Here is a 25,076-nt window from a genome sequence, read left to right as displayed (position 1 = left end):
CGCAGCAGGGTAAAGAAACGGCTTGCCGGGAAATTACTGGCTGAAGAGACGTCGTGTGGCTGCGGAGCCCGCCGGAATACCCGCCTGTTCAAGCCGGGCATACAGCGTCATCAACTGCTTCTCGATTGCGAGCAGCGCGCTTTCCGGCAGCGGACGGCGCTGATCGTCGACGACCCGCGCGCCGATACGCTCGGACAGCGATTTCGCGTAATCGCACATCAGGCGGAACGGCAGGATGTCCTCGTCGGCGACAGGCACGTCGAGCACCAGCGTGATCATCTGGCCGCCCTTGTACGTGAGGTCGTCGCGCAGGAAATTCGTGTCGCCGAACTGAAGCATGAACACCGGGCTCTGCTTCGAATCGAGCTTGACGAAACGCGTGCCGTCGCGCGACAGCAGCAGGCCATCCTGCGAAGCCACGGCCTGCACGTAGTTCGCGGACCACGGCGCGCCGTCGGACATCACGTTGATCGACAGTTGCGCGTCGCACTGCGCGGCGAAACCATCGAGCTCGCGCGCCATTGCGACCGTTTCGAGCATGTCGGGGAATTCCGGCGAAGCGTCGATCGCGTCTGCAAACTGCTGCACGCCCGTCACGAATTCCGAGAACTCCAGTTCGTTGAGCGGGCCACTGCGGTTCGCCAGCTGTGCCGCGGCGCGCAGTTCCTCGTAGCGGGCGCCACTTTGCAGCAACTCCCACGCGCCGCCGCCCTCAGGCTTGCCTTCGATGTGTACCGGCTTGCTGCCCGCGCGTCGCAGACGCTGGGCGAGCGGAATCACCTTGTCGCCAGCAACGGGGCCGGCAGGACGGATCGGCACGATGCAATCGATGCGACGATCCACGATGGCCGGCGGAGCCGACGAAATCGTCGTGGCAGCCGGAAGAATCGGCTCGACGGGTTCCCGTCCGGCAGCGCCAGAGGTGTCCGCATCGCCCGGTTCAGGGTAGCCGTTCGGCGTCGTTGCTTCAGCCTGGATGTCGACCGGGGTGTCGAGCGGCGCTACGCCCGCTCCACCAAAACTCGGTTCGACGCGGGATGCCGACGCCGCGTCAGCCGAATCGCCGAGCGAGGGCTCACGGCGTGTGGTCGGGCGTGCGGGTTCGATGAACGGGCTCTGTTCCTGTTCGTCGTCGCGCGCGATGTTTTCGGTGGCTTCGGTCGGCATGGATCGCGGCATCCGGCGGCGCACCTTCGCGCCCTGCCACGCGTTGTAGACCACCACTCCCCCGACCACCACGGCGCCAGCGCCGATCAAACCGAGTGTCAACTCGTCCATGCATGCTCCATCAGCAATTCTTTTATCTGCGATGCAGCCAGCCGCGCCTGCCCCGCGCGGCCAGAAGCCGCTGCGTGGCGTGCAGGCGCGCGCCGCCTGCTCGAATCATTCTTCTGGTCAAACAATATTCTGTGCAAAGCCCGCGGCCGATTCCATGTCGACCGCGACGATCCGCGACACGCCCTGCTCCTGCATGGTCACACCGATCAGTTGCTGCGCCATTTCCATCGCGATCTTGTTGTGCGAGATGAAGAGGAACTGCGTCTTGGCCGACATTGCGCGCACCAGGTTCGCGAAGCGTTCGGTGTTCGCGTCGTCGAGCGGCGCGTCCACTTCGTCCAGCAGACAGAACGGCGCCGGGTTCAGCTGGAACATCGCGAACACGAGCGCCGTGGCCGTCAGCGCCTTTTCACCACCCGACAGCAGATGAATGGTCGAATTCTTCTTGCCTGGCGGTTGCGCCATCACCTGGACACCCGCGTCGAGAATTTCGTCGCCGGTCATGATGAGCTTCGCCTGACCGCCACCGAACAGACGCGGGAACAGCTCGCCGAAGTGTCTGTTGACTTCGTCGAACGTGCCCTGCAGCAGCGTGCGGGTTTCCTGGTCGATCTTGCGGATCGCGTCTTCGAGCGTTTCGATCGCGTTGTTCAGGTCGGCCGACTGCGCGTCGAGGAACGTCTTGCGTTCGCTCGCCGCCTTCAGTTCATCGAGCGCGGCCATGTTCACCGGCCCGAGCGCCGTGATTGCATTGTTCAGGCGGGTGACTTCGCCCTGCAGATACGACGGCTTCATGTCCGGCGTGAGCTTCGCCTGCAACTCGGCTTCATCGACGCCCGCCGCAGCAAGCTGTTCGACGAACTGCTCGCCGTTCAGGCGCGCCGCCTGTTCCTTCAACTGCAGCTCGGTGATGCGGTCGCGCAGCGGTTGCAATGCACGCTCTGCGGTCAGACGGGTTTCGTCGGCCGCACGCAGTTTCGCGGTCAGGTCGTCGAGTTCGAGACGTGCGGCGTGCAGCGATTCCTCCTTCACTGCGCGCACTTCGAGCGCGCCCTGGAGGCCGGTGTGCGCCGTCTGCTCGTTGATCGTTTCCAGTTCGGCGCGTGCATCTTCCAGCGATGCCGCGACGCGCTCGCTCTGTTCGTGCGCAACCTGGATGCTGCGTTTCAACTCATCGATGCGGTTCGCCATGTTGCGCGCGGCGAAGCGCGCGTCGGTGGCGGCGCGGTCGAGATCGCGCGATTGCGCGCGTGCGGCAGTCAGCGCTTCGTCAAGCGCTTCGAACGCAAGCTGGTTGTCTTCGAAACGTGCCTGCAGTTCGGCCAGCTGCGTATCGTGACGTTCGAAATTCGCTTCAGACTCGCCACGCAACGCACGCTGCTCTTCGATCTGCGCGGTGATTTCTTCCAGTTCCTCGCGGATCTGCGTGCTGCGCTGCGTGTAGCGCTCGTGCGCCTGCGTCAGCTTGAGCACATCCATCTGCAAAGCGTGCACGCGCTGCGTCGCGCGCTCGGCCTGCGAGCGCACGTCGGACAGCGTCTGCGATGCCTGCGTATGCGCGGCTTCTGCGCGGATCGCGGCAGCCCTGGCTTCGTCGGCGAGAAGCGCCTGCGCTCGCACCTGACGCGTCAGGTTTTCGATTTCCTGTTGACGGGCCAGCATGCCGGCCTGTTCGGAATCGGCCGCGTAGAGTTGCACGCCGACCCGTGTCACCACGTGCCCGGCCTTGACGACAAACGTGCCGCCTGCCGGCAATTGCGAGCGCATGGCCAGCGCCTGTGCGAGGTCGTCTGCAACGAACGCCTGACCGAGCCAGTCGTTGAGCACCGCGCGCAAACCTGCATCGTCGATACGGACGAGCGACAGCAGCGGGCGCAACGTCGCCGGCACGTCGGCCGGCTGACTGGCGAGAGGCGGTGCGTAGAACGCGAGCTTGGCCGGCGGCGCATCGGTCGCGAATGCCTTGACCCAGTCGAGATTCGATACTTCGAGCGCGGCCAGGCGTTCACGCAACACCGATTCGAGCGCCGTTTCCCAGCCCGCCTCGACGTGCAGTTTCTTCCACAGACGCGGCAATGCACTCAACTCGTGTTTGTCGAGCCAGGGCTGGATCTTGCCCTCGGTCTGCACATTCTCCTGAAGCTGCTTCAGCGCAGAAAGCCGCGCTTCGAGCTGGTGAATCTGCGCGCTTTCCGCCTGCACGCGCTCCTGCGCAGCACGACGTTCGCCATCGAGACGCGGCAACGTTTCCTGCGCATCCGCATGACGTGCCTGCGCTTCGCTCAGGATTTCCTCGTGTTCGGCAAGCTGCATGCGCTGCTCTTCGAGCTGCGCCTCGTCCGGGGCGTCAAGGCCGCCCGCTTCCTGCTTCAGGCGCTCATGACGCTGCTGCAGCTGCTGCAACTGCTGGTCGGCATTGCGTTGATGTGCGGCTTCGAGCTTCAACGCCTGCTCGGTCTGCGCAATGCCGCCGCGCTCTTCGTTCAGCTGCGTCTGCGCATCGCGCCAGCGGGCTTCGAGCGCCGGCATTGCGTCGTGTTTTGCGGCCGCTTCGTCTTCCGCGACCGCGGCCTTTTCTTCCGCGACCGCCAGTTGTTCTTCCGCGTCTTCGAGGTCGCCCTGCGCTTTCTCAGCCTGCGACTGCCACTGCTCGCGCTGCGCAGTCAGGGCAGCGATCTGCGCCTGGACGCGGTTGCGCGATTCGACGATGAAGCGGATTTCCGCTTCGAGACGGCTGACTTCGGCGTTCGCCTCGTAGAGCGCGCCTTGCGCGCCCTGCATCGCATCGCTGGCGGAGTAATGTGCAACGCGCAGCGTTTCCAGTTGCGCTTCGACTTCGCGCAGCTTCGCGGTGTGCGCTTCGAGATCGATCTGGGCCTGCTCGATGGCGCGCTGCTGGCGTTCCTGCTCGCTGCCAGCCTCGTTCTTGCGCAACAGCCACAGCAGGCGCTGCTTCTCTTCGCCGTCGGCCTGCAGTTCCTTGAACTTCGTTGCGACAACCGCCTGTGCTTCGAGCTTTTCGAGGTTCGAACCCAGTTCGCGGACGATGTCCTCAACACGCGTCAGATTCTCGCGCGTGTCATGCAAACGGCTTTCCGTCTCGCGGCGGCGTTCCTTGTACTTCGACACGCCCGCGGCTTCTTCGAGGAACACACGCAACTCTTCGGGCTTCGCCTCGATGATCCGCGCGATCATGCCCTGCCCGATGATCGCGTACGCACGCGGACCGAGGCCGGTGCCGAGGAAGATGTCCTGGATGTCGCGCCGGCGGGCCGGCAGATTGTTGATGTAGTAGCTCGATGTACCGTCGCGCGTCAGCACACGCTTGACGGCGATCTCGGCATACTGACCCCACTGCCCGGCGGCACGGCCGTCGGCATTGTCGAAGATGAGTTCGACACTGGCGCGGCTACCCGGCTTGCGCGCCGTCGAGCCGTTGAAGATCACGTCCTGCATCGATTCGCCGCGCAGTTCGGAGGCGCGCGATTCGCCGAGCACCCAGCGCACGGCATCGATGATGTTGGATTTGCCGCAACCGTTCGGACCCACCACGCCAACGAGCTGGCCTGGAACCTGGAAATGCGTGGGGTCGACGAATGATTTGAAGCCAGCGAGTTTGATCGAGGTCAGACGCACGGCGATATCGCTGATTGAAAAGGGAAAATTGAATCGGACCGCCCGGCTCCCGGCACCATCTGCGAACATCGCGAAACGGTACGCGGGACCTCCGCGGTACTCGCGCCGAAGGCACGCGGTCAAGCGCGCCCCGGCAGGCAGAGGCAATCATACCATCGCGCGTTCTCGATCCTGGCGGTCCTGGTCTGGGTGCGGGCCGATTTCGGGCTTTGCCTTCGTGCGATGCACCCAGCTCGAGAGCGCAGAGGCCAGCACGATGCATGCACCGCCTGCCCATTCGCGCGGACCGGGCGTCTCGCCAGCGAAGAGCCATGCCGATAGCGCCGTAATCACGATCTCAAACAGCATGATGATCGACGCGCGGTTAGCCGGTACGCGCGACAAGCCGTATTGCACGAGCATATTGTTGGACCCGAGCACGAAGCCCAGACCGAGCACGAGCAAAGCGGCCGTGGCCAGATGCGAGCCCGCAGGCGGCGCGGGCATCGCTTCAAAAAACGACGCGAACGAACTGAATATCGCCGCGCCGCCGAAGATCGTCGCCGTCCGCATCTCCGGCTTCATGTCGGGGAGCACGCGGCTTGCCTTCAGGATCAGCACGTTGCTCATCGCGAAGCCCATGCCGCCAGCCAGCCCTGCCCATTCGGCCAGGTTGCCCGGTACTGGAATGCCAAGTTGCAGCGACCACAGCATCATCATTGCGCCCGCCAGCGACAGCGCGGCCAGCGCCGCCCCTGACCACGTCAGCCGTTCGTGCAGGATGAAATGCGCGAAGAGCGCAGTCCACGCGGGTGTGAGATAGAACAGCAGCAGCACGCGCATGACTTCGCCGTGGATCGAGCCCCATACGAAGCCGAGGTTCGTCACACCCGCCGCAAGCGCCAGTGCGGGGAGCAGCCAGTGCCACTTGACGGTCGCGATCGCGCGACGGCGCAAAATCAGCACGAAGAGACACCCGGCGCCGCTCGTCAGGGCGCTTGCCGCCGTGCCGGTCACGCCAAGCGCGGCCAGCATGCGCAGCGGATACCAGATCAGGCCCCAGACCGATGCGCCCATCATGATCGCGAGCGTCGGCCAGCCGTTGCGAAGCCAGTTATTCATCGTCCGTTACCCAACGTGGTGCCTGCCGCGCCCGTCCAGCCGGCCCGCCTTCCGTCGATCCGCCTTTCGCCGAACCGCCTTTCACTGTTTACCGCTCGCATCCCGCCTCCTGTCTGGCCCGGCCGCCAGGGCTTCCGCCCTGCTGCCCGCCGCGCGCCGTGGGCCCGGAGCCCCTCTGGCACGCTATAATCCAATGCTCGCCGCCGGTCGCTACTTCCCGCTGCCAGGATGTCGCCGCGCGCCGCCTTCATCTGTGTTTGTCCGTCTTCGATCAGGCTCGATCCGCCCAGTGAACCCGCTACTCGACTCCCTCCAGCCCTATCCGTTCGAAAAGCTGCGTGCGCTTTTCAAGGATGTCACGCCGCCCGCCGGTCTCGCCCATATCAGCTTCGGCATCGGCGAGCCCAAACATCCGACGCCTGCGCTGATCCGCGATGCTGTCATCGAATCGCTCGGCGGCCTGGCTTCGTACCCGGCGACGCTCGGTTCGGAAGCGCTGCGCGAGTCGATCGCGCGCTGGGTCACCCAGCGTTACAGCCTGCCCGCAGTCAATCCGCTGACTGAGGTGCTGCCCGTTGCCGGCTCGCGCGAAGCGCTCTTCGCGCTCGCGCAGACCGTGATCGATCCGTCGAAAAAGGTCGTTGGCAAGCCTGCGATCGTACTCTGTCCGAACCCGTTCTATCAAATCTATGAGGGCGCGGCGCTGCTGGCCGGCGCGCAGCCGTACTTCGCGAACAGCGATCCGGCGCGCAACTTTGCCTGCGATTACGCAGCAGTTCCTGAAGATATCTGGGCGCGCACGCAGCTGCTGTACGTGTGCTCGCCGGGCAATCCGACAGGCGCGGTGCTGACGCTCGACGACTGGCGGGAACTGTTCGCGCTGTCGGACCTTTACGGCTTCGTGATCGCGTCCGACGAGTGCTATTCGGAGATCTATTTCGACGAAGCGACGCCGCCACTGGGCGGTCTCGAAGCTGCGCACAGGCTGGGCCGCAGTTTTGAGCGTCTGGTCATGCTTTCGAGCCTGTCGAAGCGCTCGAACGTGCCGGGCATGCGCTCGGGCTTCGTCGCGGGCGACGCCGCCATCCTGAAGCAGTTCCTTCTGTACCGGACGTACCACGGCACGGCGCTCTCGACGGTCTACCAGACGGCCAGCATTGCCGCGTGGAACGACGAGGCGCACGTGCGCGAAAACCGCGCGAAGTACGTGCAGAAGTTCTCGACCGTGACGCCGATGCTCGCCGATGTGCTCGACGTGCGCCTGCCGGACGCCGCGTTCTACCTGTGGGCCGACGTATCGCGCACTGGCCTTTCGGATACTGACTTCGCCCAGCGCCTGTACGCCGACTATAATGTGACCGTTCTGCCCGGATCGTTCCTGGCGCGCACCGCGCAAGGCACGAACCCCGGCCGCAATTTCGTGCGCCTGGCGCTCGTCGCCGGCGTCGACGAATGCACGGAAGGCGCACAGCGGATCGTCGACTTTTGCCGTTCACTGGCGCGATAACGCGTCGAAAACCGCTACACGCCGGCGCCGCCCTCTCCACCGACTTCAACTCTTCAGAAATCACGAACATGTCGCAACAACTTCAGCAGATCATCGATAACGCCTGGGAAAACCGCGCCGGGCTGTCACCGAAGGCCGCGCCCGCCGAAGTGCGTGAAGCCGTCTCGCACGCCATCGAGCAGCTCGATAAGGGCACGCTGCGCGTCGCCGAAAAGAAGGATGGCGACTGGACCGTCAATCAATGGCTGAAGAAAGCGGTGCTGCTGTCGTTCCGCCTGGAAGACAACGTGCCGCAACCGGCCGGCGGATACTCGCAGTTCTACGACAAGGTGCCGTCGAAGTTCGCGAACTACACCGCTGAAGATTTCGCTGCCGGCGGCTTTCGCGTCGTGCCGCCCGCCATCGCGCGCCGCGGCTCGTTCATCGCGAAGAACGTCGTGTTGATGCCGTCGTACGTGAACATCGGCGCTTATGTCGACGAAGGCACGATGGTCGATACGTGGGCCACCGTCGGCTCATGCGCGCAGATCGGCAAGAATGTGCACCTGTCGGGCGGCGTTGGCATCGGCGGCGTGCTGGAGCCGCTTCAGGCGAACCCGGTCATCATCGAAGACAACTGCTTTATCGGCGCGCGCTCGGAAGTCGTGGAAGGCGTGATCGTCGAAGAGAACTCAGTGATCTCGATGGGCGTGTACCTCGGCCAGAGCACAAAGATTTACGACCGCGAAACCGGCGAAGTCACATATGGCCGCATTCCGGCGGGCTCGGTGGTCGTGGCGGGCAACCTGCCTTCGAAAGACGGTTCGCACAGCCTTTACTGCGCCGTGATCGTCAAGAAAGTCGACGCAAAGACGCGCGCGAAGGTCGGCCTCAACGAGTTGCTGCGAGGCGATTGATGGCTCGCGCCAACAAGACCGTCGTCTACGGCATCCCGAACTGCGACACCGTGAAGAAAGCCCGCGTGTGGCTGGAAGAACATAGCGTCGAGTTCGAGTTTCACGACTTCAAGAAAGCGGGCGTTACGGCGCCGCTCGTGCAGGACTGGCTGAAGGACGTGTCGCTCGACGCGTTGCTGAACCGGCGCGGCACGACGTGGCGCGCGCTGTCCGACAGCATGAAGGCGGCTGCCGATACCGAAGCCGGTGCGATCGCGTTGATGATCCACAAGCCGTCGGTGATCAGGCGGCCGGTGGTGGTCGTGAACGGACGGGTCAAGACACTCGGCTTTTCAGAGGAACAGTACGAGACGCTGTTTGGCTAGTCGTCGGCGCGGCTGACCGACATCCACGTCATCGTTCTGCAAAAGATTGTTGCCGGCGTGCGCGCCGGCATTTTTTCATCTCAGGTGGTTAGTACCCAAACATGTCCGGCACCCTTGCCCTTACTGAACAGTTGATCGCGCGCGCATCCGTCACGCCCGACGACCAGCATTGCCAGAACCTGCTGATCGGGCGCCTCTCGGCGATCGGCTTCGTCTGCGAGACGATCGAATCGCACGGCGTCACGAACCTGTGGGCCGTGAAACGCGGTATCGACGGCACCGATGGCAAACTGCTCGCCTTCGCCGGCCACACGGATGTCGTGCCGACCGGCCCGCTGGAACAATGGACGTCGCTGCCGTTCGAGCCGACGCATCGCGACGGCAAGCTGTACGGTCGCGGCGCCGCCGACATGAAAACGTCGATCGCCGGTTTCGTGGTGGCGAGCGAGGAATTCGTCGCGGCGCATCCGGAACATCGCGGATCGATCGCCTTCCTCATCACGAGCGACGAGGAAGGTCCGGCCACCGACGGCACGATCAAGGTCGTCGAAGCGCTGCAGGCGCGGGGCGAGCGGATGGACTACTGCATCGTCGGCGAACCGACGTCGAGCGAAACGCTCGGCGACATGGTCAAGAATGGCCGGCGTGGCTCGATGTCCGGCAAGCTCGTTGTGAAAGGCGTGCAGGGCCACATTGCCTATCCGCATCTGGCGAAGAATCCGGTGCACCTGCTCGCGCCCGCGCTGGCCGAACTGGTCGCCGAGCGCTGGGACGACGGCAACGAGTATTTCCCGCCCACTACGTGGCAGGTGTCGAACATCCACAGTGGCACGGGCGCAAGCAACGTGATCCCAGGTCATGCCGACGTGCTGTTCAACTTCCGCTTTTCGACGGCAAGCACGGTCGAGGGATTACAGCGGCGCGTGCACGCGATTCTCGATAAACACGGGCTCGAATACGACCTGAAGTGGACCGTCAGCGGCCTGCCGTTCCTTACGCCGCGCGGTGATCTCTCGAACGCGCTGGCAAAGGCGATCAGCGACGAAACCGGCGTCACCACCGAACTGTCGACGACAGGCGGTACGTCCGACGGCCGTTTCATCGCGCGCATCTGCGAACAGGTTGTCGAATTCGGACCGCCGAACGGCAGCATCCACAAGATCGACGAACACATCGATGTTGCATTCATCGAACCGCTCAAAAACGTGTATCGCCGTGTGCTCGAACAACTAGTCGCCTGACCAGGGACCCAACATGACGCTTCCGTTTTCCACTGTCCGCGACCTGCTGCGTTTCGCGGTCTCGCGCTTCAATCAGGCCGAACTCTCGTTCGGGCATGGGTCCGCCAATGCCTATGACGAAGCCGCCTATCTGATCCTGCACTCGCTGCATCTGCCGCTCGATCTGCTCGATCCGTTTCTGGACGCGAAGCTGACCACGCCCGAGATCGAGACGATCCTGCGCGTGATCGAACGGCGCGCCACCGAACGCGTGCCGGCCGCGTACATCACGCAGGAAGCGTGGATGCACGGGTTCCGCTTTCACGTCGACGAGCGTGTGATCGTGCCGCGCTCGTTCATCGGCGAACTGCTGCAGGACGGCCTGCAACCGTACGTCGACGATCCCGAGCAGGTTGGCGCCGTGCTCGAGTTGTGCACGGGATCGGCGAGCCTCGCGATCCTGGCCGCCCACGCGTTTCCGAATGCGGACATCGATGCCGTCGACCTGTCCGGCCCGGCGCTCGAAGTCGCGACGAAGAACGTGCAGGAATACGAGCTTGACGACCGCATCGCGCTCTTCGAAGGCGATCTGTTCGCGCCGCTGCCCGAGCGTCGCTATGACGTGATCATCACGAATCCCCCGTATGTGAACGCGGAGTCGATGGCATCACTGCCCGCCGAGTACAAACACGAACCGGAGATGGCGCTTGCAGGCGGTGTCGACGGCATGGACATCGTCCGTCGCATCATCACCGAGGCGCGCAACTGGCTCACCGATGAAGGCGTACTCGTCGTCGAAATCGGCAACGAGCGGGCGAACGTCGAAGCGGCGTTTGGCGGCCTGGATCTCGTGTGGCTGTCGACGAGCGCCGGCGACGACAACGTGTTCCTGATCCAGGCGTCCGATCTTCCGTCCTGACGATCCTGCTTTAGACCTGCGATACGGTCGGTCGCCCGCCCCCTTTGCGACCGGCCGGAGTCAAAACGAATGCAACGAACCCGACCAGCTATCGGCCGGGTTCGGTAAGATGGCGGGATTACCCTCGACGCTGCGCCTCACGCGCCACCGGGAATATTTCGGACGCTTATGCAATTCGACCTGCTTCACGTCGGCAGTCTGGTCGCCCTCGCTCACGTGCTGGGCGTGATCGCCGCCTGCCACGCCATTCTCTATACCCGCACCTCGCAGGGCGCGATTGCCTGGGCAGTATCGCTCGTGGCAATGCCTTACTTCACACTGGTGCCTTACCTGTTTCTTGGCCGCAGCAAGTTCCGTGGCTATGCGGACGCACGCCGGCTCGAAAACGAATCGCTTCGCACGCTCGCCCATCCACCCGAATGGGATACGCGGGCCTCTTCAGGCGGACGGCCCACCGATGAACTCGGCCATCGAGTGATCCGTTCGTTGACGCGTCTCGGGGGCATGCCGTTTCTGCCGGGCAACACGGTCCGCACACTCGTGAACGGCGAAGCGACGTTCGCCGCGATCCTCGAGGCGATCGAAGGCGCGCAGAGATATGTGATCGTTCAGTTCTTCATCGTGCGCGCCGACGCGCTCGGTGAAATGCTGAAAGACGCCCTGCTCGCAAAGGCCGCGCACGGCGTACGTATCTACTTTCTCTACGACAGCATTGGCAGTTTCGATCTGCCTCATCGGTATACATCGGAGCTGCGTGCCGGTGGAGTCGAGGTGCATCCGTTCGCGACAAACCGGAAATTCGTCAACCGCTTCCAGCTCAATTTCCGGAACCACCGGAAGATCGTGGTCGTCGACGGTGAGTGCGCGTTTGTCGGCGGACACAATGTGGGTGTCGAGTATCTCGGAGGCCATCCGCCGCTCTCCCCCTGGCGCGATACGCATATCGAGGTACGCGGGCCGGCGGTCGCGAGCATCCAGTTCGTGTTCACCGAAGACTGGTACTGGGCAACGCAGCAGCTTCCCGACTTCGACTTGCCCTCGATCGACGCCATCAGCGCCACCGACGAAGGCATGCACTGCCTCGTCATCCCGAGCGGCCCCGCCGACAGGCAGGAAACCTGCTCGCTCTTTTTCGTCGAGGCGATCAACGCGGCGCAGGAGCGCATCTGGATCACCACGCCGTATCTCGTCCCGGACGAAGCGGTGTTCGCCGCGTTGCGACTTGCGGCCATGCGCGGCGTCGACGTAAGGATCCTGATCCCTTGCCGGCGCGACCATATCGTCGTCTTCGAGGCGTCGAAGCTGTACGCGTACGACGCCGTAAGGGCTGGCGTGCGGATCTTCCGCTATCGGCCGGGCTTTCTCCACCAGAAGGTCGTGCTGATCGACAGCGTCGCGGCGGCGGTGGGCAGTGCGAACCTGGATAACCGCTCGTTCCGGTTGAACTTCGAGATCATGGTGATGACGGTCGACCGCAGGTTCGCGGCCGAAGTGGAAGTCATGCTGATGAGAGACTTCCAGAATTCGTTCGAGATCAACCGGGACGAATACCGAAAGGCTCCCGCACTCCGCCGGGTCGCCATGCATGTGGCGAGACTGTTCTCGCCAGTGCTGTAGCTTCGCGCGGTTCCGAAGCGGCGCGTCAAGGCGCCGGCCGGCAAACGGATACCTCGACGCGCCGCAGCGGAGCGCCACAAAGGCCTAAAGCGCTTTCTCGATATCGTCAGTGATCGATTCAGGCTTCGTCAACGGCGCATAGCGTTTCAGAACCGTACCGTCGCGCCCGACCAGAAACTTGGTGAAATTCCACTTGATGGCTTCGAGCCCCAGGAGACCAGGCGCTTCGCCGGTCAGATACTTGTAGAGCGGATGTGCATCTGCGCCGTTCACGTCGATCTTGTCGAACATCTGGAACGACACGCCGTAGTTCTTTTCGCAGAAGGTACCGATCTGGGCGGCATCGCCCGGCTCCTGTTTACCAAACTGGTTGCACGGGAAGCCCAACACCTCGAGCCCGCGCGAGGCGTACTCATCCTGCAGTTTCTGCAGCCCGGCATACTGCGGCGTGAACCCGCACTCGCTGGCCGTGTTGACGATCAGCAATACCTTGCCCTGATAGCGGTCCAGCCCGATTGTGTCGCCACCGAGCGTACGCGCGGAAAACGTGTAGATCGAAGTCATGTGCTCTCCCCGGAAAGCACTCAGTCTAAGCTAAATGCTCTTTCGCGACATCTGGCCGAACGGCCGATGCCTCCATTTTCCCGCGCGGTCTAGAATAGCGTTTTTTCCCAGCCGGCCATCCTGTGATTCGCTTCAACCAGTTCACCCTCGCGCGCGGCACCAAGCCGCTTTTTGAACAGACCTCGTTCACCCTTAACCCCGGCGAGAAAGCGGGGCTCGTGGGTGCGAATGGCGCGGGCAAATCCACGCTGTTTGCCGTGCTGCGCGGCGAACTGCACGCGGACGGCGGCGATTTCTCGATGCCGCCTTCGTGGCAGATTGCACATGTCGCACAGGAAACGCCGGCAGCAGACAAAACCGCCCTCGCCTACACACTCGATGGTGACGCAGCATTGCGCGAGATTGAAGCGCGCATCGCCGCGGCCTCGGCCGCCCATGACGGCGCCGCCGAAGGCGAAGCGCACGCAGCCTTTGCCGACGCCGACGGCTACACCGCGCCCGCCCGTGCAGAAGCGCTGCTGCTCGGCCTCGGCTTCACGCTCGAACAGACGCGCGAGCAGGTCGGCAGCTTCTCCGGCGGCTGGCGGATGCGTCTGAATCTTGCACAGGCGCTCATGTGCCGTTCCGATCTGCTGCTGCTCGACGAACCGACGAACCACCTGGACCTCGATGCGATCGTGTGGCTCGAAGACTGGCTGCACCGTTATCCAGGCACGCTGATCGTGATTTCGCACGATCGCGAGTTTCTGGATTCCGTCTGCAACGTCACGCTGCATCTGGAACAACAGCAGATCAAGCGCTACGGCGGCAATTACTCGCAGTTCGAAATCCTGCGGGCACAGCAGCTCGCGTTGCAGCAGAGCGCATATGAGAAGCAGCAGAAAACCGTCGAACATCTCCAGAGCTACATCAACCGTTTCAAGGCGCAGGCCACCAAGGCGCGCCAGGCCCAGAGCCGGGTGAAGGCGCTCGAAAGAATGGAGCTGATCGCGCCGGCGCACGCGTCTTCGCCATTTACGTTCGAGTTCCGCACGCCTGATTCGGCGCCGAACCCGATGATGGTGATGGAGGACGTCCGCTGCGGTTACCGCACCGAAGAGAACACCGAGATCCCGATCGTCCAGCATGTGAAGTTGTCGATCCAGAACGGTCAGCGCATCGGTCTGCTCGGCGCAAACGGTCAGGGCAAGTCGACGCTCATCAAGACGCTTGCCGGCACGCTCGAGGCGCTGGGTGGGCACGTGCGCGAAGGCAAAGGCCTGCGCATCGGCTACTTCGCACAGCACCAGCTGGAAACGCTCCGGCCAGACGATTCGCCATTGCGGCATCTCGCCCGGCTCGCACCCGATACGCGCGAACAGGAACTGCGCGACTTCCTTGGCGGTTTTAATTTTTCCGGCGATATGGCGACGGCCGCGATCGCGCCGTTTTCAGGCGGTGAAAAGGCGCGCCTCGCCCTTGCGCTGATCATCTGGCAAAAGCCCAACCTGCTGCTGCTCGACGAACCGACGAACCACCTTGACCTCGAAACGCGTCATGCGCTGACCATGGCGCTCGCGCAGTTCGAGGGCACGCTGATCCTCGTCTCGCACGATCGCCACCTGCTGCGCGCCACCACCGATCAGTTCATGCTTGTCGCGAAGCATCGGCTGCAACCGTTCGACGGCGATCTGGACGACTATCGCGACTGGCTACTGCAGCACGCCGCCGACCAGCGCGCCGCCGCGAAAGCCAGCAATGGCGCAGGCAGTACTGAATCTGCCGAGGATTCGGCCGTTAACCGTAAGGAGCAGCGCCGTCTTGAAGCGGAAACACGGCAAAAGCTTTCACATCTGAAAAAGCCGCTGCAGTCGCGCATTACGAAGATCGAAAAGGAAATGGATATGCTGAACACGGAAAAAGCGACGCTCGACGCGTTCGTCGCCGATCCAGCCAGCTATGAGCCTGAGCAGAAACCAAAACTGACGGATGCGATCCGTCGTCAGGCGGAAGTCACTACACGCCTCGAAACGCTCGAAGCCGAATGGCTCGAAAAGCACGAGGAACTCGAACAAATCGGCTAGCGGCGCTCAGACTGAGACCGCGCCGGCATCGATGAGAGGTTGGCCTTGTCGTCTCCCCCTGCATTGAAAGGCTTGCGCGTACTCGACCTGACGCGCCTGTTACCCGGTCCCGTGGCGACACTGCGGCTCGCCGAACTGGGCGCGGACGTCCTCAAGATCGAATCGCCCGGCGCCGGCGACTACACGCGCACGATGATGCAAAGCACCGCCGACCGGCTCGCGGGCCGACCTGGCGCGTTCTACCGGATCATCAATCGCGGCAAGCGCGAAACGCGGCTCGATCTGAAATCGGAAGCGGGCCGCAACGTGCTGCGCGCGCTGGCTCAGGAAGCCGACGTGCTGGTCGAGAGTTTCCGGCCGGGTGTGATGGACCGGCTCGGCGTCGGCTATGACCTGTTGCGTGTGGAGAATCCAAAACTCGTCTATTGCGCGATTACAGGTTACGGCTCGGATGGCCCATTCGCGACCTTTGCCGGTCACGATCTGAATTACATCGCGTATGCCGGCGTGCTCGACCAGCTCGCTGCCCGGGACGGCACGCCGATCATGCCGAATTTCCAGATCGCCGACCTGCTCGGTGGCGCGCTCTCTGCCGTCACGCAGATGCTCGCGGCGTTGTGGCACGTCGCGCGTGGCGGTAACGGCCGCTTTATCGATGTGTCGATGACGCATGCGTCGCACGCGAATAACATCGTCGCCCAGGTCGCGCTGGCCAACGAAGGCGAAGGCCCGCGTGCGGGCGGCGGCCTGCTGAACGGCGGTGTGCCCTGCTACAACCTGTATCGCACGCGCGATGGCCGCTGGCTCGCCATTGGCGCGCTCGAACTGAAGTTCTGGGAAACCCTGTGCGCGGCACTCGGCCGCCGTGACTGGGCCGACCGGCACTGGAGCCTCGGCCAGGCCATCGGTGGCCCGGACGCCATCGCGTTGACGCAGGAACTGGCCGCGATCATCGCGAGCCAGACACTGGATGACTGGATTGCGCTGCTGGAACCGCTCGACTGTTGCGTCTCGCCTGTGCTGACGCCGGCTGAAGCGGCGCGGCACCCGCTCTTCAATCCGGATTTCGCGATGCAACAGGAAAGCGCGGACGATCTATAACGCCCGCAACGCAAAAAGCGACAGCCGCTTGCGTATGCCGGCCCTCATCGTCGCGGCAAGGTCTGCCGTGGCTCACGCTCATCGTCGATCAACACATGCTTGCGCCCTTCGACGTGGCGTTCGATGGTGGCGCGCACTTCGTCAGCGGTGACATCTTCTGCAACGACGCGCCGCGAGATCGTTCCGGTGGTATCGACCCACTCGACAATACGGCAGCCGCGGCCGCCCCAGGGTTGCCGGATCGGCTCCGACACGCGGCAGCCGCGCAGGTTCATGAGACGCTCGGCCGAGGATTCATGAGACTGTTTCAAGACGCGTTCCTTTTCCGCCCGTGACGGACTGCTAACTCAGGCAGGATAAGGAAAACCCATGTCCACCGGGTTACAGGCGATGTAGAGACCTTTACCGCTGATTACGCGGCAAAAGTGCCCGATCAGCGCCGGTGGTCAGAACAGTCAATCCAGGTCGCGCGCCTGGTCGATCGCCTGGTCGATCCGTTCAACGGCAATGACGCGCAGGCCGTCGATCGGCTGTTTCGGCGCATTCGCTTTCGGGATCACGGCGATCGAAAAACCGAGTTTGGCGGCTTCCTTCAGCCTGTCCTGGCCGCGCGGCGACGGCCGGATTTCGCCCGCCAGTCCCACTTCGCCGAACACGAACAAGCCCTTCGGTAGCGGCTTGTTGCGCAGCGACGACTGGATTGCAAGCAGCACTGCAAGGTCGGCAGCCGGCTCGGTAATCTTCACGCCGCCCACCGCGTTCAGGAACACGTCCTGATCAAAACATGCGATGCCCGCATGCCTGTGCAGCACGGCCAGTAACAGTGCGAGACGGTTCTGTTCCAGCCCCACCGCAAGCCGCCGGGGATTGGGCACATGCGCCGTATCCACCAGCGCCTGAATTTCGACGAGCAGTGGCCGCGAGCCTTCCTGCGTCACCAGCACGCAGGAACCGGGGACCGTCTGCTCATGCTGCGACAGAAACAGTGCCGACGGATTCGACACGCCACGCAGGCCGCGCTCGGTCATCGCGAATACGCCGAGCTCGTTCACCGCACCGAAGCGGTTCTTGAAGGCGCGCACGAGGCGAAACGACGAATGCGTATCGCCCTCGAAGTACAGCACCGTATCGACGATGTGTTCCAGCACGCGTGGTCCGGCCAGATTGCCTTCCTTCGTCACGTGCCCGACCATGATAATCGCCGTGCCCGACTGCTTCGCGACGCGCGTCAGCTGGGCGGCGCATTCGCGAACCTGCGCAACCGAGCCCGGCGCCGACGTCAGTGCGTCGGAATAGATGGTCTGGATCGAGTCAATAACAGCGACGTCGGGCCGCTCGGCCTCGATCGTCGCCTGGATTTTTTCGAGCTGGATCTCGGCGAGCAGTTTGAGCTCACCCGCCTTCGACTGCGGATCGAGCAGCGCAAGCCGTTGCGCACGCAGCGCGATCTGCGCGGCGGATTCTTCGCCGCTAATATAGAGCGCGCGCCGCTCGCTCGCGATTTCCCCAAGCGACTGCAGCAACAGCGTCGATTTACCGATACCCGGGTCGCCGCCGATCAACACGACGCCGCCGGCCACCAGCCCGCCGCCCAGCACGCGATCGAATTCGCTGACGCCTGTCGAGAAACGCGGCACGTCGGACGCTTCAATATCTGCGAGGCGTTGCACCGGCGCGTTCTTCGCCAGCGACTGGAAGCGGTTCGCCGAAGCCGACTCGGCAATCGTCTCGACCAGCGTGTTCCACGCACCGCACGCCGGGCACTGCCCTTGCCACTTGGGCGCCTGCCCGCCGCACTCGGTGCAGGTGTACAACGTCTTCTGTTTAGCCACGCGCCCTTCCTGTTACTGCGATTTCTGATTGATTGCGTCTGCGGACGCTTATTCGGCACGCACCGGCACGCGCGGCGCGACGGCGCACATCAGCTCATAACCGATCGTGCCGCACGCCCGCGCGACGTCGTCGATCGGCAACGCCGGGCCCCACAGTTCGACGCGCGAACCGACTCCAGCAGTCGGACACGGTGTGAGATCGACGGTGATCATGTCCATCGAAACGCGCCCGACAAGCCGCGTCAGTACCCCATCGACGATGACCGGCGTACCTTCGGGCGCCGTGCGCGGATAGCCGTCCGCATAGCCGCAGGCGATCACGCCGATGCGCATCGGCCCGCGCGCCGCGAACGTCGAGCCGTAGCCGACCGTCTGGCCTTCGGCGACCATCTGCGTGGCGATCAGTTCGGAGGCGAGCGTCATCGCCGGCTGCAACCCCGTGCCTTCGATATCGGACGTCACGCCCGACGGCGATGCACCGTACAGAATGATGCCGGGCCGCACCCAGTCAAAATGCGCTGCCGGATGCCACAGGGTCGCCGCCGAATTGGACAGGCTGCGCGCGCCGGCGATACCTTCCGCACCGCGCTCGAACGCTTCCATCTGGTACGCGATGCCACGCTCGCTGTCAGCATCCGAAAAATGGGTCATCAGCGTGATCTGGCCGATGCCCTGGCAGGCGCGCGCCCGCTCCCACGCGGCCCGGTAGCGTTCCGGCGTGTAACCGAGCCGGTTCATGCCGCTATTCATCTTGAGCTGGATATTGACCGGCTTCGACAGACGCGCCATTTCCAGCATCCGCATCTGTTCATCCGAATGCAGCGCCGTGGTGAGGCTGTAGCGGTCAATGACGTCGATATCCGTCGAACGGAAGAAGCCTTCGAGCAGCAGGATCGGACCCGCCCAGCCAAGTTCACGCAACTTCACGGCTTCTTCGAGGTCAAGTAATCCGAAGCCGTCAGTTGCACGCAGACCAGGGAACGCCCGGGAGAGCCCGTGGCCATAGGCATTGGCCTTGACGACGGCCCAGATGCGGGATTTCGGCGCGTAGCGGCGGACGACGGCGAGGTTGTTGGCGAGGGCGGAGGTATGAATAGTGGCTGAGAGCGGGCGCGGCATAGGATATTTTCGTAAAGACGCTTGCGAATCAGGAGCTTACAGTGCGTTTTCAACGCGCTGGAGGCCGCCAGACGGTGCGATCAAGGATTCTGCTAGTCTGAATGCACCTATTTTCATGATATAAAGCCGTGCGCACAACCCATTTCGAACGGCATAAGCCCGGACGCATTGCACACGGCCGGGGCGGACAGACCGCAGCGAGGACAGCATCGCATCAGATGAAAAAAGGTTTTTACACAATCATGGCCGCGCAGTTTTTTTCGTCGCTGGCCGACAATGCGCTTCTGATTGCTGCTATCGCGCTGCTGAAAGACCTTCACGCTCCGAACTGGATGACGCCGCTGCTCAAGCTGTTCTTTGTGCTGTCGTACGTCGTTCTTGCTGCTTTCGTCGGCGCTTTCGCCGATTCGCGACCCAAGGGTCACGTGATGTTCGTCACGAATACGATCAAGGTGCTCGGCTGCATCGCGATGCTGATCGGCGCGCATCCGCTGATTGCCTATGGCATCGTGGGCTTCGGCGCCGCAGCCTACTCGCCGGCCAAGTACGGCATCCTCACTGAACTGTTACCGCCTGAGCGGCTTGTCGCGGCGAATGGCTGGATCGAAGGCACGACCGTCGGCTCGATCATTCTCGGCACGGTGCTGGGTGGCGCGCTGATCAGCCCGCACATCGCGGCGCCCATCCTCCGGCATCACATTCCCACGATCAACACACCCGCTGAAGCCGCGATGCTCGTGATCATGGTGTTCTATGTGATCGCCGCGCTCTTCAATCTGCGCATTCCCGACACCGGCGCCCGCTATCCGAAACAGGAACGCGGCCCGATCAAACTCGTCACCGATTTCGCCGACTGCTTTCTGGTGCTGTGGCGTGACAAGCTCGGCCAGATCTCGCTCGCGGTCACGACGCTCTTCTGGGGCGCAGGCGCGACGCTGCAGTTCATCGTGTTGAAGTGGGCGGAAGTGTCACTTGGCATGTCGCTGTCTGAAGGCGCGATCCTGCAGGCCATCGTCGCGGTCGGCGTGGCAGCGGGCGCGATGATCGCGGCCGCGAAGGTGCCGCTCAGAAAGTCACTGTCGGTGCTGCCGGTCGGCATCATGATGGGCATCGCCGTGATGCTGATGGCGTTCTATACGAAGACGATGTTTCCGGCGCACTGGGGCATTTATTTCGGCAGGATGCACGTGCCGGGCTATCTGCTGATTGCGTATCTGTTCCTGATGGTCGTCGGCGGCCTGTCGGGCTTTTTCGTCGTGCCGATGAATGCGCTGCTTCAGCATCGCGGGCACGTGCTGCTGTCGGCGGGTCACTCGATTGCCGTGCAGAACTTCAACGAGAACCTGTCGGTGCTCGTGATGCTGTGCCTGTACGCCGTGCTGGTGTGGCTCGATGTGCCGGTGTCGGCTGTGATCGTGCTGTTCGGCACGTTCGTCTGCCTGATGATGTGGTTTGTGATGCGGCGACATCAGGCTAACCAGCGCGCGTTCGACTCCGTCGCGCTGATCGGCGAAGTGAAGCACTGAGGACAGGTGGCGCGCCGCTCGCGCGCCAGCCTTCCATCGGGTCCGACCGCACGCGCATCTCCCCCTTTCCGCACGCTTTCCCATGACTCAATCCATACCCAACGTCCTGACGATCGCCGGCTCCGATTCAGGCGGCGGCGCTGGCATTCAGGCCGACCTCAAGGCGTTCTCGGCACTCGGCGCGTACGGCGCGAGCGTGATCACCGCGCTCACGGCCCAGAACACGCGCGGCGTCACGGCGATCCACACGCCTGACCCTGCGTTCGTCACCGCGCAACTCGACGCCGTGTTCGACGATATCCGCATCGACGCCGTCAAGATCGGCATGCTGGCCAACGCACAGATTGCGCGCGCTGTGGCCGAGGCATTGCGTCGTCATCGTCCGAAGCACGTCGTGCTCGATACCGTGATGATTTCGAAGAGCAATCACGCGCTGCTGGCGCCGGATGCCGTCGCGGCAGTACGTGATGAACTGTTGCCGCTGGCCGATCTGCTGACGCCCAACCTGCCCGAAGCGGCCGCCCTGCTCGGCGAAGCCGCTGCCACCGACGAAACCGCGATGGTCCGCCAGGGCGAAGCGCTGCGTGCGCTTGGCGCGCGTGCGGTGCTGATGAAAGGCGGCCACCTCGCCTCGCCCGACAGCCCGGACTGGCTGGTTCAGGAAAGCGGCACACTGCGGCTCGGCGGCCCGCGCGTGCCGGTGAAAAATACGCACGGGACCGGCTGCACGTTGTCGTCGGCGATCGCGGCGCTGATTCCGCAGCGTAGCGATCTGGCCAGCGCAGTCGCCGAGGCGAAGCTGTACCTGACCGGCGCGCTCGAACAGAGCGACCGGCTGGACGTCGGTAGCGGCGTCGGGCCGGTGCATCATTTTTATCGGTGGTGGTAGTAAAGGCGGCGTTCACGTCGCCAACGAAAGTCACTGAAGCGCGACATTGACCGCAGGGGTTAAGAACGGCGATGCCTTGTGTCGGCGAACCCGCGGACGGCGTCCTTAAGCGGCGGATTTCGGTGGCTGGTTCGAGACCAACACCGCCACGTACCGGCCGACCCGATCACTGACGCGCGAACGCCTGACCGCGTCGCGGCCAGTCGTCGGGAACGACAAAGCCGCGTGACTGCTCGATCCACCGCCCCGCCTCATCGAGCGCGAATGCCGCAACCATCGTTGGACCGGTTTGCCGTTCGAACTGGGTAAACAGCGTGGCGGCATCGACGAACGCCGTTTCCGGCGACGCCCCACGCGCCTCATAACGGCGCGGCGCCAGCCATTCGAGACGCGGCAACACCTTCCACGCATCCGCCTGGGTTGCCGCGAACGCCGGCCAGTCCGCACGGGTCGACCACCAGCCGCGCGCGTGGGCGGGATCGATCTGCGGCGCTTCGTGACGCGAACCGGCATCGCTGTCCGTGACGCCGTAGAACAGCCATCCCTTGATGAACATCTGTGGTTCCCATGGACCGCGATGCCCGAGCGTCACAAATTCTTCGCGCGCGCTGAGCGGCAGTTGATGATCGAGGAGATGCGATAGCTTCAGATCGAAGCGATCCTGCAGATTTGGCCCGACGTAATCCGCCAGTTCCGAGCGACCGTCACCGGCATGCAGATAGCACTTCACCGCGAGCTCCCAATGCAGCCGCCGACCGCTCGCCGTTTCCACCAGAAAATCACATTCGCCGAGCGTCACGCCCGCGCGCCTCAAGGCGATGTTCGCCGCGACGAGCCGCGCCGCCGGTCCATGTTGAAGAAACCAGCCGAGCAGACACTCCGCGTACCGGCCGAGTCGCGTGATCCGCGACGCGGCGATGTGTCGATGCAGGCTTTCCGGCGCGGCATCGAGTGCGCACAGCCAGTCGATCGTAGCGGTTTCCTCGGCGGCCGTTTCGAAGAGGCGCGCGAGCATGCCTGCAGGTGGTTGCGCACGCAACAGATCCGGGCTGAAGAGAAGCCAGGCGAGATCGCGTACGACGGCGTCGCGCAGCAGGTCGAGCCGCGCGGCAGGCGCTGCGGCATCCGCCACGGGCCCGACGGCGGCATTCATCAGCGGGACGGCGCGCCGGCCGCTTTCTGCCACGTATCGCGCGCGAGGCACAGGTCGGCCCACGCTTTCGCCTTGTCCGGCAGGCTGCGCAGCAGATACGCCGGGTGATAGGTGACGATGACCGGCACACCTTCGTACTCGTGCACGCGACCGCGCAGCGACGAAATGCTTGCCTCGGTCTTCAGCAGACTCTGCGCGGCAAAGCGGCCAAGCGCGACGATGACCTTCGGTTTGACGAGTGACACCTGACGTTGCAGATACGGCTCGCAGCGCGCCACCTCGTCAGGCTCGGGATTACGATTGCCGGGCGGCCGGCACTTGATCACGTTGGCGATATAGACGTTGGTGTCGCGCGCGAGCGTCAGCGAACGCAGCATGTTGTCCAGCAGCTTGCCCGCCTGGCCGACAAACGGTTCGCCGAGGCGATCTTCGTTTTCGCCTGGCGCTTCGCCAATCAGCATCCAGTCGGCGTTACGGTCACCGACGCCGAATACCGTATTCGTGCGCTTTTCGCACAGGCGGCAGCGCTCGCAGGCAGCGACGCGCGCACTCAGCGTATCCCAGTCGAGGGTGGCGATCGACGGTTCGGTGGCGGTGCCGTTGTCGACATCGGCGACGATGGTTTTCGCCCGGGCGCGGGCCGGTGGTTCAGCGGGAACGTCGTCCAGCCACGCGGGTTCTTCGTCCGGCGCGGAAGGCCGTTGCTGATGCAACGTAACGCTGACCTCGCGCCCCGACTGCGGTTGCGATCGCAACGACGTATCGACTGCCTGTGCGACGGCGTCGACCGTTTTGACGGCATCGATCGCATCGACGGCGTCGATCGCTTCAACCGCCGGCCGCACCCCGCGTCGCACCCACGTCGGCGCGAGGCCGAGTTCTTCCAGCGCCGATTCAGAGAACGCCATCTGCGCCCTCCCTTGCAAACGAAAAACGCATCACGATGGCGTCCTCCCGGCTGCGATGTCGCGCCGGATAATAGTTCTTGCGCCGTCCGATCGATGAGAACCCAAAATGCTCATAAAGACGGATGGCACGGTGATTGGACGGCCGCACTTCCAGCAGCAGCCCGTCGAGTTTCTCGGTGCGCGTGATACGTACCGCTTCGCGCAGCAGCGTCAGGCCGGCGCCCGCGCCCTGCGCCGCAGGCGCGACGCACAGATTCAGCAGATGCATTTCGTCCACTACCGGCATCAGCACGCAATACCCGATAAGTGTGCCCGTAACGTGGCGCAGGCAGATGCCCAAATAGCCGTTGCGCAACGAGTCCGCGAAATTGCCGCGGCTCCACGGAAACTCGTAGGCGAGTTTCTCGATCGCGGCGACCTCGTCCAGATCGCCTTCTGTCATCGGCGATACGTAGCGGTCGGCGAGCAGCACGCCGCTCATTGCGCGCCCTCACCTTGCTGCGGCTGAGCGGACTGAGCGGGCTGTACCGGCTGAGCGGACTGGGCCGACTGAGCGGACTGGGCCGGCTGGCCAGTCGGCGATCCGTGCTGCGCGGTCTTCGCGGCCATGCGCTCGGCCGTCGTCTGCGCAACCTTGTCGCGGATGTATTCAGGCGCGGCCTGATCGGCCGGCACCGTGCGGCCCGCGCGATACGCGCGCAGCGCGACCATCGCGACCGGCATCGCGTGCGGCAATGCTTCGACATCGATCACCCGCGCACGCGCCGCCGCCACGAGGCGCTCGCCGAACGCCGCGGCGGCGTTGCCTGCCAATGTAAAGGGTGCGTCAGGAATCGCAGTTTTGTCAGGCGCGTCGAGCGAGGCCGGATGGACCGTGCGCCACTCACACTGCCTGGCGTCCCACGCGTAATCGGCCCAGTAGACTTCGTCCATACGGGCGTCGAGCGCAGCCAGCACCCGGTTCGTCGACGGATCGCGCAGCCGCGCGCTTTCGGCGCACGCGAGCAGTGTACCGACCGGCACCACCGGAATATCGAGGCCGAACGCAAGCCCCTGAGCGACGCCAGTCGCAGTGCGCAGGCCAGTGAACGAACCGGGGCCGGCGCCGAACGCAATGGCGTCACAGTCGGCGAGCGCGAGGCCAGCTTCATCGAAAAGTTCGCGGATCGCCGGCAACAGGCGCGTACTGGACACCGCGCCCGTCGCTTCGTGACGCACCCATACGCGCGGCAACTCGACAGTCGGGTTGACAGGCGAAGCGTCGGCGTCCACATCGGGACCGGCGGACAAAAGCGCGACCGAGCAGAATTCGGTCGACGTATCAAGGGCAAGCAGCACGATTCGAGTCATGACCGCTATTGTAATGCGGCGCCCCGCGTTGC

The 25,076-nt window shown here is 63.8% G+C and carries 21 protein-coding genes; 10 read left to right on the top strand and 11 right to left on the bottom strand.

Going from position 1 to position 25,076, the window contains the following annotated elements; all coding sequences use genetic code 11:
* Positions 1–33: 33 nt before the first annotated feature.
* The 3 genes from P3T16_RS06760 to P3T16_RS06750 form a co-directional block, all read right to left on the bottom strand.
* Complete coding sequence (locus P3T16_RS06760) at positions 34–1,278, bottom strand: cell division protein ZipA C-terminal FtsZ-binding domain-containing protein (protein ID WP_429341640.1); 1,245 nt, start codon at positions 1,276–1,278, stop codon at positions 34–36.
* A 117-nt stretch (positions 1,279–1,395) separates the two neighbouring features.
* Positions 1,396–4,914: a chromosome segregation protein SMC gene (gene smc / locus P3T16_RS06755; protein WP_429341639.1), complete on the bottom strand. Its 3,519-nt coding sequence runs from the start codon at positions 4,912–4,914 to the stop codon at positions 1,396–1,398.
* Positions 4,915–5,061: 147 nt separating this feature from the next.
* Positions 5,062–6,015, bottom strand: coding sequence for a DMT family transporter (locus P3T16_RS06750; RefSeq protein WP_429341638.1), 954 nt, complete (start codon positions 6,013–6,015; stop codon positions 5,062–5,064).
* A 289-nt stretch (positions 6,016–6,304) separates the two neighbouring features.
* Here P3T16_RS06750 and dapC point away from each other — a divergent pair, with 289 nt between their 5' ends.
* The 6 genes from dapC to cls all read left to right on the top strand — a co-directional run bounded on the left by dapC (position 6,305) and on the right by cls (position 12,539).
* A complete protein-coding gene (dapC, locus tag P3T16_RS06745; protein ID WP_429341637.1) occupies positions 6,305–7,522 on the top strand; it encodes a succinyldiaminopimelate transaminase in 1,218 nt (405 codons plus the stop codon).
* 68 nt (positions 7,523–7,590) lie between these two features.
* Positions 7,591–8,418, top strand: a complete 828-nt coding sequence (dapD, locus tag P3T16_RS06740) for a 2,3,4,5-tetrahydropyridine-2,6-dicarboxylate N-succinyltransferase (protein ID WP_429257590.1) — start codon at positions 7,591–7,593, stop codon at positions 8,416–8,418.
* Positions 8,418–8,783 carry an ArsC family reductase gene (locus tag P3T16_RS06735; protein ID WP_429341636.1) on the top strand — a complete coding sequence of 122 codons (366 nt, stop codon included), beginning with the start codon at positions 8,418–8,420 and terminating at the stop codon, positions 8,781–8,783. The genes dapD and P3T16_RS06735 overlap by 1 nt, the downstream gene beginning before the upstream one ends.
* Before the next feature lie 101 nt (positions 8,784–8,884).
* Entirely contained in the window at positions 8,885–10,024 is a 1,140-nt protein-coding gene (gene dapE, locus P3T16_RS06730) for a succinyl-diaminopimelate desuccinylase (protein ID WP_429341635.1), read from the top strand.
* 13 nt (positions 10,025–10,037) lie between these two features.
* Entirely contained in the window at positions 10,038–10,922 is an 885-nt protein-coding gene (prmB, locus tag P3T16_RS06725) for a 50S ribosomal protein L3 N(5)-glutamine methyltransferase (RefSeq protein WP_429257593.1), read from the top strand.
* Between the two features lie 168 nt (positions 10,923–11,090).
* A complete protein-coding gene (gene cls / locus P3T16_RS06720) occupies positions 11,091–12,539 on the top strand; it encodes a cardiolipin synthase (RefSeq protein WP_429341634.1) in 1,449 nt (482 codons plus the stop codon).
* A gap of 84 nt (positions 12,540–12,623) precedes the next feature.
* On the opposite strand, the gene P3T16_RS06715 is transcribed toward cls, so the two are convergent.
* Positions 12,624–13,103: a glutathione peroxidase gene (locus P3T16_RS06715; protein WP_429257595.1), complete on the bottom strand. Its 480-nt coding sequence runs from the start codon at positions 13,101–13,103 to the stop codon at positions 12,624–12,626.
* Between the two features lie 122 nt (positions 13,104–13,225).
* Between P3T16_RS06715 and P3T16_RS06710 the strand changes: the two genes are divergently transcribed.
* A complete protein-coding gene (locus tag P3T16_RS06710; protein ID WP_429341633.1) occupies positions 13,226–15,166 on the top strand; it encodes an ATP-binding cassette domain-containing protein in 1,941 nt (646 codons plus the stop codon).
* 63 nt (positions 15,167–15,229) lie between these two features.
* Positions 15,230–16,267, top strand: coding sequence for a CaiB/BaiF CoA transferase family protein (locus P3T16_RS06705; RefSeq protein WP_429341728.1), 1,038 nt, complete (start codon positions 15,230–15,232; stop codon positions 16,265–16,267).
* Positions 16,268–16,311: 44 nt separating this feature from the next.
* On the opposite strand, the gene P3T16_RS06700 is transcribed toward P3T16_RS06705, so the two are convergent.
* The 3 genes from P3T16_RS06700 to alr form a co-directional block, all read right to left on the bottom strand.
* Positions 16,312–16,578, bottom strand: a complete 267-nt coding sequence (locus tag P3T16_RS06700) for a DUF2866 domain-containing protein (RefSeq protein WP_429257597.1) — start codon at positions 16,576–16,578, stop codon at positions 16,312–16,314.
* A 144-nt stretch (positions 16,579–16,722) separates the two neighbouring features.
* Entirely contained in the window at positions 16,723–18,099 is a 1,377-nt protein-coding gene (gene radA, locus P3T16_RS06695; RefSeq protein WP_429257598.1) for a DNA repair protein RadA, read from the bottom strand.
* 48 nt (positions 18,100–18,147) lie between these two features.
* Complete coding sequence (gene alr, locus P3T16_RS06690; protein ID WP_429341632.1) at positions 18,148–19,218, bottom strand: alanine racemase; 1,071 nt, start codon at positions 19,216–19,218, stop codon at positions 18,148–18,150.
* A 218-nt stretch (positions 19,219–19,436) separates the two neighbouring features.
* Here alr and lplT point away from each other — a divergent pair, with 218 nt between their 5' ends.
* Both lplT and thiD read left to right on the top strand, forming a co-directional pair.
* Positions 19,437–20,744, top strand: a complete 1,308-nt coding sequence (lplT, locus tag P3T16_RS06685) for a lysophospholipid transporter LplT (protein WP_429257600.1) — start codon at positions 19,437–19,439, stop codon at positions 20,742–20,744.
* 82 nt (positions 20,745–20,826) lie between these two features.
* Positions 20,827–21,633, top strand: a complete 807-nt coding sequence (gene thiD / locus P3T16_RS06680) for a bifunctional hydroxymethylpyrimidine kinase/phosphomethylpyrimidine kinase (RefSeq protein WP_429341631.1) — start codon at positions 20,827–20,829, stop codon at positions 21,631–21,633.
* Between the two features lie 166 nt (positions 21,634–21,799).
* Here the strand turns inward: thiD and P3T16_RS06675 are convergent, their stop codons facing one another.
* From P3T16_RS06675 to tsaB, 4 genes are read right to left on the bottom strand one after another with little or no spacing between them, the layout of a single operon-like run.
* A complete protein-coding gene (locus P3T16_RS06675; RefSeq protein WP_429257602.1) occupies positions 21,800–22,786 on the bottom strand; it encodes a DUF1853 family protein in 987 nt (328 codons plus the stop codon).
* Positions 22,786–23,694 carry a uracil-DNA glycosylase gene (locus P3T16_RS06670; RefSeq protein ID WP_429257603.1) on the bottom strand — a complete coding sequence of 303 codons (909 nt, stop codon included), beginning with the start codon at positions 23,692–23,694 and terminating at the stop codon, positions 22,786–22,788. Before P3T16_RS06670 ends, P3T16_RS06675 begins: the two co-directional genes overlap by 1 nt.
* Positions 23,681–24,175, bottom strand: a complete 495-nt coding sequence (gene rimI / locus P3T16_RS06665; RefSeq protein WP_429341630.1) for a ribosomal protein S18-alanine N-acetyltransferase — start codon at positions 24,173–24,175, stop codon at positions 23,681–23,683. Before rimI ends, P3T16_RS06670 begins: the two co-directional genes overlap by 14 nt.
* Entirely contained in the window at positions 24,172–25,044 is an 873-nt protein-coding gene (gene tsaB / locus P3T16_RS06660; RefSeq protein WP_429341629.1) for a tRNA (adenosine(37)-N6)-threonylcarbamoyltransferase complex dimerization subunit type 1 TsaB, read from the bottom strand. The genes rimI and tsaB overlap by 4 nt, the downstream gene beginning before the upstream one ends.
* Between the last annotated feature and the right edge of the window lie 32 nt (positions 25,045–25,076).

This window comes from Paraburkholderia sp. GAS42, from assembly GCF_050436565.1.
GTDB lineage: Bacteria > Pseudomonadota > Gammaproteobacteria > Burkholderiales > Burkholderiaceae > Paraburkholderia.
This window is presented reverse-complemented; position numbering and strand designations above follow the sequence as displayed.